Raw genomic sequence first — 19,576 nt, 5'->3', positions numbered from 1 at the left:
ATGCTAGGCCATCATTTAAGATGGGTTATTTCTTAGCCGTTTTCTTCTTGGAATGGCCCAATTTGATCGCAAAATTTTCGAGGCGTGCTTCGTATTTCTTTAAATCTGCCGCGAGCTGATCAAACTCTTTTCTGGCCACAATATCAGATGTGCCGAATATCTCTTCCTGGTCTTTCAGGAGATTCATAACATCGACTTTAAAAATTTCAGCCAACTGGTAGAGCCTGGAAACCTGTATGTCAACATCGCCACGTTCAATCTTTGCATATGCACCCGGAGTGAGGTTCAGCATATCCGACATGATAATTTGGGTGTAACCTTCCTGTTCGCGGTAGTTCCTGATTCTAGCTGCGATTTCTTTGATTAAGTCTGGCATGACGCTAATATACTATAAAGATGGTAATCAGTACTTAAAGTACGGTCAATTAGGCGGGGATATTTGAGGGGGCTAGGAAGTAGATGCCTCCATCAGCAAATATCCCAAAGGAGTTATATTAAATTTTTAAGACGACTCGCAATCAATCCGTTTTGTGAGATTTCTCGCTCCAAATAATTTTGCTAATCAAAAACTGTTTTGGTTCCAGTGCTTCACGTGGGTATTCATTGATGTCTGAACCTGATCCGACACGCCAGATGTCTATACCTTTATATTTCATAGCCATAAGCATAGCCATCAATGTGAATGGTTTGGGACCGAGGGGGGCTATGATGATGCTGAATTCATCTTTCAATTTATAATATAACGCAGTTAACTCTCTTTCCAGCGAAAGTAGATCAGAGAATGGAAAGGTAATGGTGTTGGCAGGTTTTTCTTTCAGCAACGAAGCGTTGTTTTCTTCGATGCTTTTAACAAATTTAGGATCAAGAGCGGGTTTTGTATAGAAAAGGTAATAAATTTTCGGATCTAAATGATCAATGATTCCTACCGCTTTATTTTCTTCGTATCCCAGGCAAACAATTAAGGCTTTCGGTTTGTCGGTAGGAACGAAATAATTTCCTGGTAATGGAGCAATAGTCTTATTAGGTTTAGGGGGCTGTGGGGTGGAATATTTTGAGGGTGTATAACCAAAGAAGATTGTGACCTGTTTACTTTTAATAATTTTATTTTTTAAGTATAGTATGATTGAATAATACCAGGATTTAGTCATGCAGGAATAGTCGACAAATATTGAAATAGAATCTGTTTGTATTTCTTCGAAGGCTTTGGTTAATAGCGAAAAGATATCTTCATGTGAATTGAGTTTTTTAGGAACAATAGATTTATGTTTTGTGTCACATCGGAATTCATCTTTGTAGCAAAGGAGCAGGGTGTTGTCGATCTTTTTCGCAGATGCTATCGTATCATATAAAGCGAATTTCCGTTTTTCATGATTACCTGCGAGTATAAACAGGTCAAGCTGATCGGGAATTGCATCTATTGATATTTGTTCTCCGTATTCGATTTCCATGAGATTATTTTAGCTGAATAGTGACATTTGGGAATCATCTTCGTCTGGAACTGGTTGCAGGCATTCACTTAGTTTGATGGCGGGATATCTTCGCAAAGGAAGTTTATACTTAACTGACAAAAGATACGACAGTTTGAATCTTTGGTTTCTGATTTCAAAATCGAATGACTCGCTATCGGAATTGAGCAAAATAAATGCACCTTGTGAAACACCTTTTTCTAATAAGTCAACTAATGCATTGTCTATTTCGAACTTACTATCGTTGACAGTAAAACTACATTTCGGATCCATTTGAAATCTTTTTCCCAAAACCTGGTCATTAAAGAAATTACCTGTTCTTTCAAGTATATCCAAAAGCGTATATTGGCTTTCACCAACTGGTATATTTGCAATAACGTTTGAAAATCTCTCTGCTCCGTTTAACAGCTCTGCGGCCTGTGTTTTTTTATCACATTCCCGGCCAGTAGTTTTGCTTAGTATCGAATTGGTGATACCGATCAGCCATCTTGGGTTGCCATCGCATACACGCTTCAAAATCTCAATACCGCTATACAGTTCGTTCACCTTGCGGCTTCGATAAGTAATTTTCGTGATCCCACTTTTGCCTTTCCTGTTCTCATCGATAAAATAGTTACGGAAATATACAATCGGCTTGATCTTTCGGAAAAGGGTATCTTTCTGATTATCATTATTTGGTAACGGATTGGTTATGTTAATATGATATTTTGCCAAAAAATCACGGAACGAATCGTCTTTTTTGATCAGTTCAGTCATTTGTTTGAAAAAAACGCTGCCGCTTTGATAGCTGTCTGGACTCTTATTATAAATGTCATTGGTGCCGAAAAATGTTTCTGTCTTCAGGCTACGATCCTTTTTTCGGACAAGTGAGTCAATAAGTTTCAATGAGAAATCTTCGTTGTCGGAAGATGACCACATTTTGATCATTTGAACGTCATTGCCCGGAGAAGCACTATAAGTTGATTTTAGCGATTGTTCTAATGCAGTAGGAAGAATCGGGCTAGCACTGAGTTTGTATAAAATATATTGTGACGAACGACTCCTCAGTGAAGTAAATAATTTTTGTTGCAGCCACAAAGGAGCAAATTCAAGTTCGTCAAAGCACAGCGCCCATTTTTTTTTGTTTGCAATGTCGTATACTGTTTCAAAAAAAGGAATGAGGTATTCGATAGAAGATTCGAAAGACAGGTTAAAAAACTCTTCGTTTGGTACATCATCGGGACCATTGGCATTGTAAATTACTTCGTGAACCAATTGGTTGACATCGTCTACCCGATTATTGAGCGCACTGATTACATACTCAATCTTAGGAATAGTAAGGGGCAATTTCCACGCTTTTATCATCGCACGACAAAGCTGTATCTCTTTGTTTTCATCTCTATCCTCAAGATGAATATTGATAATATCACGGAACGTCTCACATAGGGCCTTGAACACATTTGTGTTCACAGAAAAATGCGACAGTCGTTCCGAAAATGAGCCAAATGGAGCAAGCTGGGAACCATATGTATTATTCTTGACATCCCAGTATATGTCGGTTGAAATATAGACAGCGTAGAAAGGCATACTCGTTCGGATATGCGGTGCTTCATCGCCTTGCCAGGACTGCAGGGCGGGCAAGGTCAACATTTTCATGAGAGTGGTTTTACCGCACCCACGTGCCCCGAGAATGATAGAGTGATTGTTCTGTACCAATTTCTCGAAACTGGCGGAATAAATAAACCGTTCTGCCACCTCTCTCGGGTTGAGATGCCTTGCGTTATAGGTGTTGTAAAAGCTGTCAGTTACTATCTGCATAGTAGAGATGTTTAGGATTGATTCCTATTTTGTTGCCGACATGGACATTGCGCGAACCAAGATCATTTTCAAGCATTTCGATTTTCTCAGGAGTTAAGTGACTAATCTCAGGTACACCAGCTATCACCTCTTTCCATGGGATTACCGAGCGACCATTGAACAGATTGATGATGCGGTTGCTGATATCTTCGATGGCTTCATGGTTGCCGAAACCAGTATTTGTTAGAAATCCAAGATCTTTACCTTGCTGCCATCCGATTTGATTTTGAAAGGTATAGGTCTCAATCTCGCCCGTTGCAATTTGGCTACCCTGTTTTATTATCTCGATTAGGTGAAAATAATTATTCTTGTTGGCCCACAATACCTGTGTTGTCGCGGAGAAACTGCCTGATGAAAACGTCGGTAAAAGATGCCCGCTGGTTGTATTGACATATCTCATCCAGGGATCGTGCTTGTGACCATAGAGGTATAAGTCAAATTTAAACTTACCCAATAGTTCAATCAGCTCCTGTCCATGTTCCATCGTGTCTTTCTCACCGAGATTAGATCGTGCGTGAGTAACAGGGTGATGGTGACTCATTGCAATTTTGATCTTTGTATGATCACAGCTTGAATTCAGTATTTTTTCAATTTCTTCTAATTGTGCCGGATCTATTTTTCCTTTGATAGCAGGGTTTTCTACCGTTGCATTTGGGTTACTTTTTTCGTAGTGCGTGTGATAATGACAGGAGTTAATAATCAAAAACTGGACGTCGTCCGTATCTATAAAGCTGTAACCCTCATCCCAAAACTTTCCTAATACATTATCATGCAACGGAAAATTCTGCCGAATCTTTCTAGGCATTTCATAACTGTAATTGGAATAAGTGTGCCTTGAATCAATATCATGGTTACCGATAGTACCCAATATCTCTGGACATTTCATGGCCAAGGCCATTTCTTTGAGGTACGACCAACCGGATAGAAGGCCCTGTTTATTGGCTTGATCCGCATAGTCACCAGGGCTGAGGACATAATCCACTTCGATCTTTTTGTTGTCAATGATTTCCAGCAGATTTTCAACGGGATGTTCGTTTGTCGGGCGCCGAAGTTTATCGCTAAAAAGCCAGGTTTGGTTTTCAGCGCTGTTTTTCGATTCAGGATGGCAATGCATGTCGCTGACAATGGCAATCTTGATACGTTTAGCTTCGCTCATTAAAACGGTTTTGTATTAGTTATCACCAGTTCATTGAATAGGCCGCGGGTTTTATTCCTCCCCCCAACCTGGCTGCTTCTACTTAAGGTTCCAACAACACCGGTTCCCGAGTAAAGTGAGCGGATAGACGCATGACTTGCATTGGTCAGAATGAAGTACGCACCAATATCAATTATCGAATGAACAAATTCTTTCAGTTTAAGCTGATCCTGCCATGAAAAAAGCTTTTGGTTATACTCGATAAAACCATTGTTTTCATGTGCAACAGTATAGGGGGGATCTATAAAAACAAGATCATTTTTTTTAATATTGGCCAGCGTTTTTGTAAACGGGCATGTCTTAAGCCAGACACCTTGCAAAAACGAATGCACATCGTTAAACAACTCACTTGTCACCACATCCACTGCGGTTCTTTTGCCATAAGGGACGTTGTATTGCCCATAGCAATTGACCCGGTAGATCCCGTTGAACGAAGTGCGGTTCAAATATATAAAACGTGCCGCTCTTTTTGCGTTTGATTTAGATTCGACGGATCTTATTTTGTAGTACTCCTGTTCACTGTTTTTAAATTGTTTCAAATAGTAAAGTACTCGATCTACATTGTCCTTTAACTGAACGTAACAGTTAATCAACTCCTCATTTGAATCTGACAGGTAGTATCGCCGTGTTTTCTTTTGACTGTGGTTTTTCAGGTGAAAAAAAACTGCTCCTCCGCCAAGGAACGGCTCGTGGTAATTGTTGAAAAAATCGGGAAGGAACTCATCAAGGTAATCCCGTGTGAACCACCGCTTCGACCCTGTCCAACGAAGAAAGGGCGGCGTATATTGGTCGATCGTCTCGTCAACGGGCATCGGCGGATTAGTTTTTTTCTAAGGTACTATCTCAATAGTGAATTACCGCAGTAAATATACACCCTAGCGAACATCTTTTAAGTCGTTGACTTACAATGAATTGTGCATTTATAGTTCGTATTGGTAAACTGAAATGACAGTTATGAATGGCTGCTGCTTCGATTCATTTTAAAAATCAATCTGGATTCATTTCTCCTAAGGCAGGAAGATTCGCCCATTCAAACGGGTCATTCTTGCGCTTTCCATCTGCCCGCGGTTTGGTGGTGCGGATGGTATCGACGGGAAAATATTCCATTGCTTCTTCAGGTAATTCGTAGTTCATTCGTTCCTGGATCTCAGGATCACTTAGGCCCTCGGTTAACCAATCCTTCGCTCGATCCAAAGGCATAAACAACGGCATCCGAAACTGCCCGTCTTCCTTGCTGTTGTGTATATTTTTCATGGCGATATTACAGATCGGTTCGCGGGTAACCAGTGTCCATGTATAACGTTTGATCATTTCACCGGTACTTTTATCAGGCAATTCGACCACGGCATACAACCCGGGCATAAAGAAAATGCGCTCGCCCTTCACACTGATGTGATATGGTACTTTCTTTTTCCATCCTGCTACTCCACGGTGTTCGTACGCGCCCGTTACCGGGATTAGACAACGGCGGTTCCGGATCTTGTACCAGTAACTTGTCTTATCTCCGATGATTCGTTCACTCCTTGCATTCGCCATCTTCAGCCTCGCAATCTTGAACTTATCCTCGTCCTTGGTATAATGCGGGATCACCGACCACTCCATTAGCCGGCAGTGTGGTTGTAAGTCGTCGCGATTGATATAAATTATCGGATGGTTACCAAACCCATGACTCTGCAAATGTGCGGTCAGTTCGTAATTGATGACGATCTGGTCATCAAAATGCAGGTCCGGAAAATAGTCTTCCAGCGAACGTATATTTGAGGTGTCAAAAGAGATATCGTAGCACATAATTTATCATACATATACTTCAGAGGCAAGATTATGCAGAAAATGCATTGCAACCTTGAATCCAAACGGTGACGAATTTTGTAATGATTTTAGGAGCTCGACCGAATCAACCAAATTGTTTTCAAATTTTTCCTCAGTGAAATTTTCAAATACAGATTTGCACCATTGGTATTCGGAAAAGGAGATTCTTTTGGATTTTTTTAGTGCAAATAAAGTGGCAACGTCGTCGTTGTCGAATTTTTTGCTAAGGTACTTCACTGAAAAGGATATATCGCGCTGGTCTATCGCCAGTGAATAAATATAACTTCTCAATAAGTAACAAAGCAATCCATAATAACCTCTGCTGTTCATACTAAAACCGGACTCGCCAATATCTAAAAGCCCCGCGGTTTCAATAATTTGTGCCCTCAAAAAATCATAGTTATCCGGGTAGACAAACTTTTTATTAATCTCATTTAATATATTTTCGTCGCCGCTAATGACCTGACCCTCTTTTATAATATGCAAGACAAATAAATTTCCTTCATCAGCCATTTTTTGCAGCTGCTGACTACTATAAGGCGAATAATTTATGTTGCTAATGGAGTAAGGTGTTTGAGGACGCTCAGTAATTTCTAGTACATCAATATCTGATGACTGGTCAAAATCTCCGCGGCTATAACTTCCATACAATATCAATGCTCTGTTTGTGTGCTTTGCCCCTTGAATAATTCTATCAATAAATTCCTTTTCCATCATTTATAAACCTTTCTAATTAAAACAGAAATCAGCATTGCGTAAGATAATAAGCCCCATAACACACAACAATTGATGATGAAAGCCTGCCACCAAGAAAATGCAATGAATGAGGAGTATCCATATCCCAGAAATATCGAGGTGGTTCTAGGTAGCCATTTTAAATAATTAATAAACCAAGTATGACCTGCCGGAAATGGATAATTTATATCTTGAATGCCGGAGGCAGCGAAATAAAAGTTGAGACCAACTATCAGAGCTAGTGTCCAGGAAAGTATTTTTAACAAAGAGGTGCCGCCGTTTGTGAATGTAATATTCACGAATTTAAAAACAGTATATATTAGGTTAAAAAAGAAAGTCCCGTATTTTCTTTTTTCCCAGTTGAGCCGTTGTTGCCTTGCAACGTCTTTCAACTCCAATCTTTTTAACTCATGTAAAGATTCATCAGAAAAAGCATGGTGATCTATTGAATTATTTGAGTTGTATATTTTTTTGGCGACGCCAAGTTTGGCATAAACAAAATCCTGTTTCAGAGATTTGCCTGCGGTTAAATAATGATGGGAGAAAAATATCAATGACTTAATAAACTTTGATGATATTTCAGTATTTATAAAGTCAGGATGATATGCCGAACAAATCTCAAATTCACATTGGTCGAAAACGCAGTATTCAAACCTGCTATTTGTGAAGTCGCACCCTCTAAAAAAGCATCGCTCAAATCTTACATTTTTAAATTCTACAGATCCAAGAAAGCATTGAAAAAAGGTACAATCCTTAAATGTTTGCTTTGCAATGATATTTTCTGCTCCTTTGATATAAAACTGGCACCGGTTGAATGTGCAAGGGGGGTTATTTGCCTCTTTATATTTAAATTGAATTTGACAATCTACAATTTGCGAATAGCTTGCTACAAAAGTTCTGTACTCTGTGATAGAGTTGAAAATTAACCTTGAGGAATCGGGTGGGTATGGCGTGTTAAAAGTCGCGCGTTTTGGATCGATATCGTGGGTTGCTACAGACATTAGATCATTGCTGAAGTTGAAATTTTCAATATCGCAATTTAAGTTAAAGCGGCCATACTCTGATACCTTTCTAAAAGCTTCAAAATCAGTCGCTTTTCTATGCTTTTTCGATATCCTGAAATTTAACCCTCAATTTCTTTGTTTTCCATTTAAATGTTATGAAAATTTCACCAAATATCACTTCCAGCGTGCTTTTGATTGTTTCATCACCCTTGATTCTCCAGTCGGTGTTGTTACTGATAAAACGACGGGCTTTGTCTTTGTAGCCCGCGTCAACTTTCTTTTGAAGTCCTGTAAGGCTTTTTACCACACACCAGTACAGTCGGTATTTTTCTCCCTCCATCATTTCTTTGAGTTTAGTTATGTGCGCCGGTTTTGAGAGATTGATAATCGCACCTAGTTTATCGAGTTTGCGTACGGCGTTAAAATGAATTAGCGCTGCACCCTCGTCGTCATAATCTGTGAGCAGTAAATCTGTTGGCTGGTATTCTGCGAAATGATCCGTAGCACGCCTGTAGGTTTGCGTGACGACGAAATGGCGTTTCATCTTTAACAACCGATCAAGGTAACGCTGTTCAAATATTTCAAAAGGCTGCATCATTCAACTTAAATTTTTACGCGAAGGATTTCATTAATGTTGGTGGTATATCGTTTGGACAAATGATCCGCCCGCAGTTTGTAACGGTTGTCAAAACGTTGTACCGCCATACGCACCGCGTCTTTGCCCAGACAGCGGTTAATCTTGTCCATTGCGTTTGCTGCTTTTTTGTGTTTCTCCCTGTCACGCGAATCGAACATGTTCTGCTGAACAGCATCTTCATGAATCAATCCATTTACAATTACACCGCATTTCATAAAAAGGTAACCTTTCTGATACACAAAGTCTAAACCTTTCAACGCATATGCAATGAGTTCACCTGTATCGCTTGTCGGTGTTTCGCATTCGATGGTTACAGAAGGCATGTACTGTCTGTGATCTGTTTTGTGCGGATTGGTATTTAAAAATATGTTGACCGATCGACAAACACTATGTTGCTTGCGAAGTTTTACTGCACATCTTGCGGCATAGTTGCTGACCGCTTCACGCAGTAATTCTTTATCGCCGGTAAGTTTGCCAAAAGATCGGCTGGTGCAGATGTTTTTTTTCGGGGCTGCTTCAAATTCCCATTCTATCGAAGGGATTCCATTGAGTTCATTCCATAAACGTTGCCCCACAACCGTCATCGAAGTACGCATCCATTCTTCCGGCGCACGTGACAGATCGAGAGCGGTTTTAAAACCGTGTCCCTGCAATAATTTTGTATACTGCCGGCCTATTCCCCAGATGTCTTCAACGTTTGTTTCGGAAAGCATTTGATTCACCAGGTCGTTATTGGCCGCATAAAAAACGCCTAATGATTTGTACTTCTTTTTCGCATAACGGTTCGCCATTTTAGCAAGTGTCTTGGTTGGTGCAACACCAACTGAAACCGGTATCCCAATGTTCTGCATCACTGTTCGCCGGATGTCGAGCGAGAGTTTGGATAGGTCCATAAGTCCGAGTTCACTGCAATCGAGAAATGCTTCATCAATCGAGTAGAGTTCGAGTTGCGGAACAAAAGATGCGAGCGTCTGCATCACACGATCACTGATGTCTCCGTACAACGTATAGTTACTGGAGAAGACACGCACATCATGCTCGCGGAACATTTCGTGGCTCAAATGCGCTGGTGTCCCCATGGCAATGCCGATCGCTTTCGCTTCATCGCTGCGCGCAATAACACAGCCGTCGTTGTTACTTAAAACAACTACGGGCCTCCCACGAAGCTTAGGTTGAAAAAGTCTTTCGCAGCTTGCGTAAAAATTATTGCAATCGACTAGAGCATACATCGCGTGTCTTTTGGGTCGATGATGATTCTTGTAACTACACCCCATACCTGGAAGTCCATGCCATCCTTGATTTCGATGTCCGGATATTTTTTGTTGGCGGGTATCAGCCAGCATTTGAAATCATTTTTCTTCAGGTATTTTACGGTGAACTCACCATTTAAAATAGCCAGCACGAGGTCACCATTCTTCGCCGTCAAAGCCTTATCAATTACGAGTCGTGCACGGGGTGGAATAAAGGCGTCGATCATGCTGTCACCTTCACTATCCACAATGAATGTGGCGAGGGGATGGGTGATAAGTTCCTTGTTCAGGTCAATGCGTTCTTCGTGGTAATCAGCAGCGGGAGATGGAAAACCGGTTCGCACGCAGGCGGTGATCCAAGGTATCAACAAAGCGGGGGAGAATATCATAGCACACAGTTTTTCTAGTGCAGAAATACTAAATAATTTAGTATTTCAATATAAATTGATTTAATTATTTGACTTTCAATTAATTACAATTGAATTTTAACAGCCTTATGGTGTTCTGATACATTTCTCCTCCTTCAGGTATTGTTGACTCCGATAGCGGAATGTCGTATAGCCAAGTAGTTGATTGTAAAGTTGATGGGCTATGTAAGCCGTAGCAACTATTATTATTTTAATTTCTGAAGGTATTTGATGCGCGTGGCGAGGGAAAAATTTGTATGATCGGCCCACGCAGCGATTTGAACCCAGCTGTAGTCTGCAAAATTCGAAACAGGACGGATTTCCCGTATGCCAACATTATCGTTTGCCTTGACCCAGATCATACTTTTTTCATCTCTTTCAACGCTTAAATCAATTGGCTTTTGGTCATAATTGTTGATCAGGTTTTCAGTAGCGGTCTGATCCGCACCGGAATAAACGGCCAGGTCTAATCGTGGAGGCGTATGATCATGGGCGGTTCCATCCGTCTCAATGATTCCTTTGACAACTACAATATATGGATAGTTCGTAAGGTGCCTTCCTTTAATGACAGCTGGAAATTCATTTGTGCGACCAAATCGAAACCCGAACCGCCAGGCAGGTGTGGTATGCGGATTCAGGTAAATTTCAAAACGGCCGCCTTCAACAAAAGCAATTGGTTTGTCAAAGGTCTCGTCGTTCAAATCCGGTCGACCTGCATTAGGTCTTTCCGTAAAGGAATAATCGCGATCAAAAATCGTATCGTATCCTTTGTAAAAATCCTTTAGATAAGTAAATGGACGGTCGCTGTATACCGGAAGTTGCAAGTTGTCAAAGAGTGCTGTTACCTGGTCTTGTAGCTTTCCTATCACCAATTGTTCGTTTTCATAAGAGTGTTTCTTGAAGAATTCCAATATTGGTTTCAAATTCTTCACGAGATAATCCTTGTTGCCTGTAATTACTTTGTCCTGGAACCATTCGATATCTTCTGCTTTGGAATTAACCTCTGATATGAATGTGCGCATTCGACTAAATTGTGTAAGGATATTTTCATCAAAAGAACTGCCATTCTGTTTAATCATCCGTGTGAGCAGTTCCAAACTCATTTTTCTTAGCGAGACCCACCAACCACTCAACGTTCCGGCAGGTACAATTTTCTCTAGCATTCCAACACTGTCCATGCTGCATAAAAAAGAGAAGGCAGTGTAGTTGAGCAGATCAAAGGATAACACTCTTTCAGCAAAAAAATCCGGATCTGCTTTGGCATCCACCAGCAGGTTAAAAATGAATAACCGAAGGTTGTTGCCATTCAGACTTATACCCAGTGAATCGTCCTTGTTCGATCCTGGATATACTTCATCATAGAGGAATAACAGACTGTCTATTGTTTTGGTGAGTTCGGCTTTGTCTGACACGTTGAACTCTTTGCTTTCCCTTCTGTAGTGCAATTTTTCTGCTAACAACGCTGAGTTGGCACCATTGAACAGCACCAGATGTGTTTTTAATTTATCGAATGGTAAAGCGAATGCTGCTTCAAATTCTTCATTGGAAAAATCGCCTTCCTGGAGACTCAGGCTAAAATAGTGAACGAAATGGAGTTCATTGTTCAAGGCGCGTTTTGCATTAAAGGCGGTCTTGTTAAATAAAGTATCTACAATGGAAAGGCAAAGGGGGTTCAGGTCCGGAATCTGCAAAATTTCTTTGAAATCAATGGTCAAAGGACTGTTGGACTGCATAACCACTTTGTATCGCTCAGTCAGTTCGGCGCGGTTATCATAGATGGCCATGTATACGTCCTGGCTTCGGTAGTACAACAGCTCCAACAGAAAGAAGTGGTAAAAATTGATTTCCTGTTTCACAGAAAGATAACGCATCAACAGGTTGTTGGTAAAGCGTTTGACATCGCGTTCGTTGCGGATGATATGTACGGTGTTACGGTAAGCGAAGCAAGCCTGCAATTCCGCTGCGTCTACTACGCCGATACCGGGAAGTGTACTCATTTTATCCTTGATAGAGGTCATGATCCTTTCGCGTAATACAGTAGCGGGAAGTTCCGGGATTTTAAATTCAATATTGAATACCTTATCGAGGTATTTGCCTGGATTGTGACTGGTGAGTTCATGCTTGATAGCTTCGCTCACGTAATCGTGATCGTAGCCGACAATGTAAAAGGTGTTCGGGAAATCAGCCATCAGTCGAATCAGCCTCAGCACTTCTACGACTTCTTTTCTGTCAAGTCTGTCCAGGTCATCGATGGTAATCACCAAAATGTTCGCTTCCTGCTGGATACCTCTTGCGATGGCCTCGTAGCGTTCTTTCAATCCTTTTTGGGTATCAATTAGCAACGATGAGAATTCTGTTTTGAGTAGTGTCTTTTCGAACATAACCAGTTCTTTACCGTAGGCTCTCAGCTCTGCTGCAAGTGACCGGTTGCCGCGAAACTTTTCTTCCAATACCGAAAAGAAGTTTGTAATCAATGATTCTGAGTTGGTGAAAAACCAGGGAGAAAAATCGATGTACAGGTATTGGTGGGGAGTCGGTCTTTTTTCCAGGTTGTGGCGGATCAATTGAATCAATGATGTTTTGCCAGATCCCCAGGGACCACAAATTCCAATGGCAAATGCTTCGAAAGGAATCATCTGACCGATGATGTCTGCCAGCTGCATGGCAAAACGATTTCTTTTTAAGCCCGTCGCATCGATCTCTACTATGGACATTTTCTTTTTGCCTGCCATACGGCCGAGGCTATGGTCGAGATAAAACATCCCATCTGCATATTCAAATTCTTTACCTGATTTTATTTTTCTATAGAACGCCCAGCTGGCCATCACTACAAAATACAGGGCGATGAAATCAATATATAGCGGTAAACCGCCGGTTTTTTCTCCTTTGGTAAACAGCCTGGTGAAATCCCAGGGTGAGGGGGAAAATCGATAACGGATGTACAACAGTAAGACGAGAAAATCGGCTAAAGTTGGTTTGCGGTTTCTGTTCCACCATACCAGTGATAGGCCCAACAGTATACATAAGGAATCAAAGATCCATCCCGGGTGAAAAGGCAGAAGGACGGGTGTTACAAAAAAGAGAGTGAGTTTATCGCTCAGGAAACTTTCCAAAACGCTGTATAGGAGGAATAAAAAAAAGGCATAGAAAACAGGGCTTCGATAAGACAGGAACGGTTTTTCCAGGTAGTTACGCCCAAACCGGACGAACGGTGTCAGGCGTATATTCCACTTTCCTTTCCGGGTGATCTTCAATTGGTTGCCGGACACTTTTAGCAAGCCGTTGATGGAGAGCCAATTTTCGATGTTTATTCCCTCATTGTAGGGAATAAGTACTTCCGTATGGTCTCCCAATTGCCGGGCTGTATCCTGTGGTCGTATGGCACCTGTTGGATCTTTGTCGCAATTGGTTTTGCAGGCGCGAAGGTAGGTCAGCTGTTGGCTGTCAAGTACGGGAAATAGCATAGCGGTCAGTTGGTGATTGGCAGGGGGGAGTCCAAATCTACAAAACATATCGATTCGGAGCGACTGGCTGCCGGTGTAACAATAGGGGTTTTCCCCCTTGTATTTCTGGAATAAAAACTGCATATTGATCCTGCCAAAACAACGACTATGATCAAACAAAAAAAAGTAGGTTTATCTCTTTCCGGTGGCGGTTACCGCGCAGCGGCCTTTCACCTCGGAACCTTGCGTAAACTGGATGAGTTAGGGATACTCTCTTCTGTAGACGTTATTTCGACCATTTCGGGAGGATCGATTACCGGGGCCTGCTATTCTCTAAGCAAAGAGCCTTTCGCTTCGTTCGATCAGCAAATGGCCGCAACGCTTTCGGGTAAGAGTGTAATTCGTTATGTACTTCTTTCCCGGCGTTCTTTGCTGGGTTGGTTGCTGGTCCTCTTGTTGTTGGCTTCGCTGTTGTACCTGCCCTTCACAGCGGATGCGTGGATATCCGTTTTTGTGCTGGCAATGGTGGTACTTCTGATCGCGTTTTTTCAATACAAGTTGTTCCCGGTCAGTGTGATCATTGAGCGTGCGTACAATACATTCTTTTACAAGGAGGCTACATTGTCCCAACTCTGCGAGCAGCCATTACTTGTCATTGGATCTACCAATATTCAGACCTGCAGGCAGTTTTCATTTTCAAGGGTCAAGATGGATGATTCCAGTTATAGTTACCGTATTCCCGCCATTAAATTTAAACATGCAGCTTTCCCTGTTGCACGCGCGGTGATGGCGTCCTCCTGTGTTCCCTTTGCCTTTGCGCCGGTTGGGATCGACAGAGCGTTCTTTGCAGACCCGGCCGATGCTGATATGGTCAATCCGCAGCTGGTGGATGGTGGTGTGTATGATAACCAGGGGATTCACCGCTTAACTCAAAAAGGGTCTTACCAATGCGATATTATCATTGCCAGTGATGCGGGAAATAAGCTGCCGTTTAGCAAATCGTACAACAATGTATTTGTGCTGTTGATCCGTACGATGGATGTGTTTATGCAGCGGATTAAGAATTTTCAAATGATGCAACACCTGTATTTCAATACCCGTACGGTCAATAAAGAGATTGCCTACCTGTCACTAGGTTGGGACCTGGAAAATTGTATCAAAGGGTTTATTGATAATCTTGGCGCAGGGAATATTACCGATCTGGTGATTGCCGCTCACGAGATACCAGGCGAATGGGTACAGGATGTAAAAGGCCATCGTGAGGAACTACAGCAGTTGCTGGAACAGCGTGTGGGTTATGCAGCCATTGCGCAACGTGCATTGACGGAGGATGAACTGGTTGTTGCCAGAAAGGTGGGCACCAACCTGACAAAACTGTCTGTACAGAAAGTTTTATTGTTGTCGAAGCATGCTGCCAATCTTACAGAACTGCAGGTAAAGCTGTATTGCCCTTCTTTGCTTCAGTAATTACATTAAGAATACATCATAAAAATACGCACAGGTTTCGTGGCAGTGATAGATCTCGCCAGCACACCATGCATCAATATCATCCAGCACTTTTGGTGAGGGATGGTGTTTTCTTTTTACACCTGCCGATACCACATACGCTTCAAAATCTTCCAGGCCGGAAGGATGTTTAAAAGCCCAGTTGGCTTTTGCCGCGTGGTGGGGAACCAGGAAGATGCCAACACGATCTATTCTGTGTTTGTAAAAAGCAAGTAAATTTTCGCGCGTTTTTTTGGCGCTAAGGGAAAGATCACCCGTGAGCAGGGTGCCCGTGTTTTCCGTGGACTCAACCGCTTCATCGGCCGGATGGTATTCTACTGAATTGAGGGTAAAGGCGGAATTGGTCTGCCCTTCGATGGCATTGTGGTATAAGATGAGTGAAGTCTGGTTTAGACGGGAATAGTGTTTTGTATAGATCGACCGGACTGTTGACCGGTGTTCGTCTTTGAACAGATCGGTGGGTTCAAGTTTTTCTTTCGCCATCCATTTGCGTAAATCGCGTTCAAAGCTCATCATTTTTGCGGAGTCAGTTCCTTCGACATTGTAAAAATGAAATTCCCAGAAAGCGCCGACGAATAAGCTGAAAGGTGATTTGTATAGGGATAGTTTCCAGGGGTTGACCACCGTCGGATCCCATGCGATAGTGAAACGTGGCAACTGTGTGACCTGGTCTTCGTCGGAGAGCGCTTTGCTCGGGATATAGACCCTCAACTCGTTTGTTTCGGTATTGATTGCTACCTGTTCTAGAGGCGGTCCCGGAATAAACAAATCGGGGTTATCGGCAGGTGGCTGATCGGGGCCACCCACCACGATGATCTCTCCGATGTCGAAATTGTCGCCGCCGAAATAAGTTAAAGGGTCTTCCAATATAAGCAGGTATTGGTTGTCCTGACTCTTGGTCATGGTACGAAGTGCCAGCCGCTCGGCCCATGTTACATATGGAAGGATTAACCTGTCGACACGTTTTCCGCTGATCAAGCGTGTGACACCATTGACATGGTCTTCATCGAAATGGGAGATCACTACCATCTCCAGTTTCTTGACGCTTGGCCGGTAGCTGTCGATGGCAGTATGTAAATAACGAATCGCGCTTTTGCTGCCGCAATCGTAAATGAAATCGAAACTGTCAGTGTGTTTGCCATGCAGGCGGCCATGGTAAAATAGTCCCTGCCCGATGTTTTCGAAACAAAAAAGTGCGGCTTTCATGTTTTGTGGTGGTTTTGTCCGGCTAAATAAAGAATTACCCAACTTTAGGGTGAAATACATCATCCTGCTTCGTTATGAAAATAAACAAAATTTTTCGCGATCATCTCAATGGGCATATTCCGGGCAGGATACGACTGAAATTATTTGAATTGATAACCGGGGACGCCGATGAGCAGCCAACCAAAGAACAAGGTGTCACTTTTGTTACTGATCTTGGTAAGAAGGATTATGATTTTGCTGAGCTCATCTTGCACCTGCTGGCCAAAAGCAATTATACCCCTATGAAACCAGCGCCCATTTCGGGCAGGTTCGATACCGAAGCGGTATTCACCTATCTCAACGAGAACCCGCTTACGACGCCGGTGTTGTTTGTCGCTGAAGACGGGATAGACGGATTACCGACCTGTATATGGGTGCGATGTAATGAGCTGAAGGATGGATCCGGTTATTTCTATACCCTGATCCTTTTCGACGAAGAAGGTTTTCCGAACAGCATTTTCGAATACCTGGAGTTTCGTGTGGCGGATACGAAGCCGGAATATGCAGTGACGAATAAATTGGGAGACCTGCTGATGATCCATCGTTCGGAGCTGGCGGACACAGAACATCGCATTGTTCAATTTTGCCTGCGTGTCCTGCAGCAGATGACGGCCCAACCATCCCAGTCTTTTCTCACCATGAATGAAGCTATGAGACGTGCGGATAGCATTAAAGGTGATCGCTACCTGCCGCCTGAAGATCCCCGGTTATTTGAACTGATCAAAGCGGTGAGCCTGGGCGATGCAGTTTGCTCGGTTGCACAGGTGGAACTAGCCCAGGTAATCCCGTTCAGCTATGATCACTGTTTTGAATTGCCTTTGCAAAAGATTTCACAAGCGGAAGATATGGCGGATGCCCTCAATAAAAGAGGCATGCTGGTGTACTGGAACGGATCTCATTTTGTAATGGGGGATGATTATACGGGGTATCTTGCTTTGCGTAAAGCAAGCTACCAAAAAGTGAAGTGTGTTATTATGGGGGAAGTGCCGGGCAGTGTAGTGGTGGAAGAAACGGGTGGACTATGGCTATTGCCGCCCTTGCTTACTTTACGCACGCTTTCTTATGAATCATTACCCCTTGCATTGAAAGATGCGGCATTACAGGAATACCTGAATCAATTGAATGCCGGTGAGCGCGTGAAAAGTATCGCTGCCGCCCGTTGCGTTTTTTTTACCGAAGACAGGGATACGCAGATGCTAAAGACGCTGCTCATTTCCTGCGGCTTTGATATCGACGGGACGGTTGTCTATTCGTATGAAAATTGTACGCGGCTTGACGGGTTGCAATTGAACATTCAATCCATCCGCACGATGAATCCAGAGGCAGCCATACTGGTGCACAGGGATCGTGATTATCTTACCGATGACGCTATAGCTAGGATCGAAAGCAGGATACAGGCTGCGGGCGCGACCGCTTTTGTAACGAAAGGCAATTGCATGGAATCGTATTTTTTAGATGCGGTACATATCAGGGCAATTTATCCTGAATTGTCTGTAACGTTCATTGATGAAATCATACGGGAAGTGATCGCCTATGCCAAACCGGATGCGATTGACAGGCTAATAAAAGCACAAGGAATCAATAAGGATGCCGCCATATTGTTGTATGACGAAGATCCATTCCTGTATGCACATGGAAAAATAGCACTTGGAAAATTGGTTTCGATCTTACAGACAAGGCTTAAACGAAATCCAAAACTTGTACAGCGGTCTTTTGCGTTGCATGATGAGCGTCTGCGAGAATTGGGAGTGCAGCTGTGGGTGGAATAATTGCGATTGTGGCTATTATTTGCCTTGAGCTTTACGCCAGTTCTTTGCCAATATAGGTTTGGCAAAGCTTGTTTCGCCGTGCGATTCTTCTCCACTGAAATGGCAGTATTTTTCGGGATAATCGCGGTTTTTGAACGCGGACCAGGAGCGGAACGCGTCATCGCTGAGCGGTCGATCAATATTCAGGGGGATACGTTCGCGCGTGCGTATGCAGTAGCCTTCGGGTTTCTTCGCCGTGGAATAAGCTGGTTTGGCGGAAGAATGTGGTAATGCCCCCAATTTTGAAAAATGCGCTTTAGTAATGTCTACCTCGACGACAGATTCTTTGTAACGCTGACCGATGCCTAACAAACCGCCCTCGTATTTGGGTACTTTTTTAAACAGCAGATCGGACTGGTTAATCACCCTGTCAAAATAATCGTAAGCCTGCTGGTCGATTGAGTCACCGATTAAGCCACCCAGTTCGCGGGTCTTGGTCATGATCCCTGCTTCAATGTTATTGTTCTGGCTAAAGCTGAGCAGATTCATCGAGGTGATAATTGAATAAGATTCGTTGGCGTAGTATTTCGCGTGTAATCTTTTTTCAAAACGGATTTCTATGTTGGGAAAGTCCATGAAGAATTTCAGGTCCTGCAACTGCATGCTTTTTTCATAATTGTCTTCATTTTTACCAAAGACTACTTTGATGGAAAGACTGGGATTGTTCTGCTTGCTTTTGAGTACGGAGGTATACCGTTCGTGCAATTTGATAAAAGGTGAAATCAGAATCAGACCCACTTCTGCGTTTTCAAATAAATCCTCTACTGCGGAATTGAGCGCATTACCGGTTAAAAAAACTGCCATGGTGAATTAGCTTTTGTGTTTAGGTCACGAGGGTTTTTGCAGGGAGTGCATTTTTAATTACGCCAAGATCGGACTTTATTTGTTTTAGGTCTTGCGAAAAATGGTGGAGACTTTAATAAAGAAGGTTCATCGCTTCATCCTTGCGCAGCCCCGTTTGGTTATCATTTTATCCATCAGCAATCGCCCTACATTAACCTTAAAAATCTTTGCAATCTCCTGCCGGCGGGCGAACGATGGATTGGTCTCGCCACGTCCTTGATTAACATAGTAACCCAGCAGAATCACCCCCCATTAGACCAGGTTTAGTTGCAATGAATCAAATATAAACAAATAAGATTATACCTATATTTAAGGACATACCACTATTGTTCCGTCAATTCAACGATAAAAATCATGAAAAATGGAATATTAATGGGAAACCATAATTTCAC

Annotated in this window: 16 protein-coding genes; 2 read left to right on the top strand and 14 right to left on the bottom strand. The window is 42.5% G+C overall.

Going from position 1 to position 19,576, the window contains the following annotated elements:
* Positions 1-25: 25 nt before the first annotated feature.
* The 12 genes from GWC95_RS15705 to GWC95_RS15650 form a co-directional block, all read right to left on the bottom strand.
* Positions 26-376 carry a helix-turn-helix domain-containing protein gene (locus GWC95_RS15705; protein WP_161819663.1) on the bottom strand — a complete coding sequence of 117 codons (351 nt, stop codon included), beginning with the start codon at positions 374-376 and terminating at the stop codon, positions 26-28.
* Positions 377-518: 142 nt separating this feature from the next.
* Positions 519-1,448, bottom strand: a complete 930-nt coding sequence (locus GWC95_RS15700; RefSeq protein WP_161819662.1) for a hypothetical protein — start codon at positions 1,446-1,448, stop codon at positions 519-521.
* Between the two features lie 9 nt (positions 1,449-1,457).
* Complete coding sequence (locus tag GWC95_RS15695) at positions 1,458-3,263, bottom strand: ORC-CDC6 family AAA ATPase (RefSeq protein WP_161819661.1); 1,806 nt, start codon at positions 3,261-3,263, stop codon at positions 1,458-1,460.
* Positions 3,247-4,458 carry a metallophosphoesterase family protein gene (locus GWC95_RS15690; protein WP_161819660.1) on the bottom strand — a complete coding sequence of 404 codons (1,212 nt, stop codon included), beginning with the start codon at positions 4,456-4,458 and terminating at the stop codon, positions 3,247-3,249. The genes GWC95_RS15695 and GWC95_RS15690 overlap by 17 nt, the downstream gene beginning before the upstream one ends.
* Positions 4,458-5,309, bottom strand: a complete 852-nt coding sequence (locus GWC95_RS15685; protein WP_161819659.1) for a DNA adenine methylase — start codon at positions 5,307-5,309, stop codon at positions 4,458-4,460. Before GWC95_RS15685 ends, GWC95_RS15690 begins: the two co-directional genes overlap by 1 nt.
* 175 nt (positions 5,310-5,484) lie before the next feature.
* On the bottom strand, positions 5,485-6,285 hold the full coding sequence (locus GWC95_RS15680) for an SOS response-associated peptidase (RefSeq protein WP_161819658.1): 801 nt from the start codon (positions 6,283-6,285) through the stop codon (positions 5,485-5,487).
* 6 nt (positions 6,286-6,291) lie between these two features.
* Positions 6,292-7,023, bottom strand: coding sequence for a nucleotidyltransferase domain-containing protein (locus GWC95_RS15675; protein ID WP_161819657.1), 732 nt, complete (start codon positions 7,021-7,023; stop codon positions 6,292-6,294).
* Positions 7,020-8,042 carry a pentapeptide repeat-containing protein gene (locus GWC95_RS15670; protein ID WP_161819656.1) on the bottom strand — a complete coding sequence of 341 codons (1,023 nt, stop codon included), beginning with the start codon at positions 8,040-8,042 and terminating at the stop codon, positions 7,020-7,022. The genes GWC95_RS15675 and GWC95_RS15670 overlap by 4 nt, the downstream gene beginning before the upstream one ends.
* Positions 8,043-8,139: 97 nt before the next feature.
* Positions 8,140-8,643 (bottom strand): DUF1173 domain-containing protein, encoded by a 504-nt coding sequence (locus GWC95_RS15665; RefSeq protein WP_161819655.1) that lies wholly within the window; start codon positions 8,641-8,643, stop codon positions 8,140-8,142.
* 5 nt (positions 8,644-8,648) lie between these two features.
* Positions 8,649-9,911 carry a Y-family DNA polymerase gene (locus GWC95_RS15660; RefSeq protein WP_161819654.1) on the bottom strand — a complete coding sequence of 421 codons (1,263 nt, stop codon included), beginning with the start codon at positions 9,909-9,911 and terminating at the stop codon, positions 8,649-8,651.
* Positions 9,899-10,321 carry a LexA family protein gene (locus tag GWC95_RS15655; protein WP_161819653.1) on the bottom strand — a complete coding sequence of 141 codons (423 nt, stop codon included), beginning with the start codon at positions 10,319-10,321 and terminating at the stop codon, positions 9,899-9,901. Before GWC95_RS15655 ends, GWC95_RS15660 begins: the two co-directional genes overlap by 13 nt.
* 224 nt (positions 10,322-10,545) lie before the next feature.
* The gene (locus tag GWC95_RS15650; protein WP_237722175.1) at positions 10,546-13,803 is read right to left on the bottom strand and encodes a KAP family P-loop NTPase fold protein; all 3,258 of its coding nucleotides are present in this window, start codon (positions 13,801-13,803) and stop codon (positions 10,546-10,548) included.
* A gap of 147 nt (positions 13,804-13,950) precedes the next feature.
* Between GWC95_RS15650 and GWC95_RS15645 the strand changes: the two genes are divergently transcribed.
* Positions 13,951-15,249 (top strand): patatin-like phospholipase family protein, encoded by a 1,299-nt coding sequence (locus GWC95_RS15645; protein WP_161819651.1) that lies wholly within the window; start codon positions 13,951-13,953, stop codon positions 15,247-15,249.
* On the opposite strand, the gene GWC95_RS15640 is transcribed toward GWC95_RS15645, so the two are convergent.
* A complete protein-coding gene (locus GWC95_RS15640) occupies positions 15,250-16,494 on the bottom strand; it encodes a ComEC/Rec2 family competence protein (RefSeq protein WP_161819650.1) in 1,245 nt (414 codons plus the stop codon).
* 74 nt (positions 16,495-16,568) lie between these two features.
* Between GWC95_RS15640 and GWC95_RS15635 the strand changes: the two genes are divergently transcribed.
* A complete protein-coding gene (locus tag GWC95_RS15635) occupies positions 16,569-18,302 on the top strand; it encodes a hypothetical protein (protein WP_161819649.1) in 1,734 nt (577 codons plus the stop codon).
* 15 nt (positions 18,303-18,317) lie between these two features.
* Here GWC95_RS15635 and GWC95_RS15630 read toward each other — a convergent pair whose 3' ends face one another.
* Positions 18,318-19,145 (bottom strand): phospholipase D-like domain-containing protein, encoded by an 828-nt coding sequence (locus GWC95_RS15630; RefSeq protein WP_161819648.1) that lies wholly within the window; start codon positions 19,143-19,145, stop codon positions 18,318-18,320.
* Positions 19,146-19,576: the final 431 nt, after the last annotated feature.

The organism is Sediminibacterium roseum (genome assembly GCF_009939005.1).
Taxonomy (GTDB): Bacteria; Bacteroidota; Bacteroidia; order Chitinophagales; family Chitinophagaceae; genus Sediminibacterium; species Sediminibacterium roseum.
Note: the sequence above shows the minus strand (reverse complement) of the source record. Positions and strands in the feature narration are given on the sequence as shown.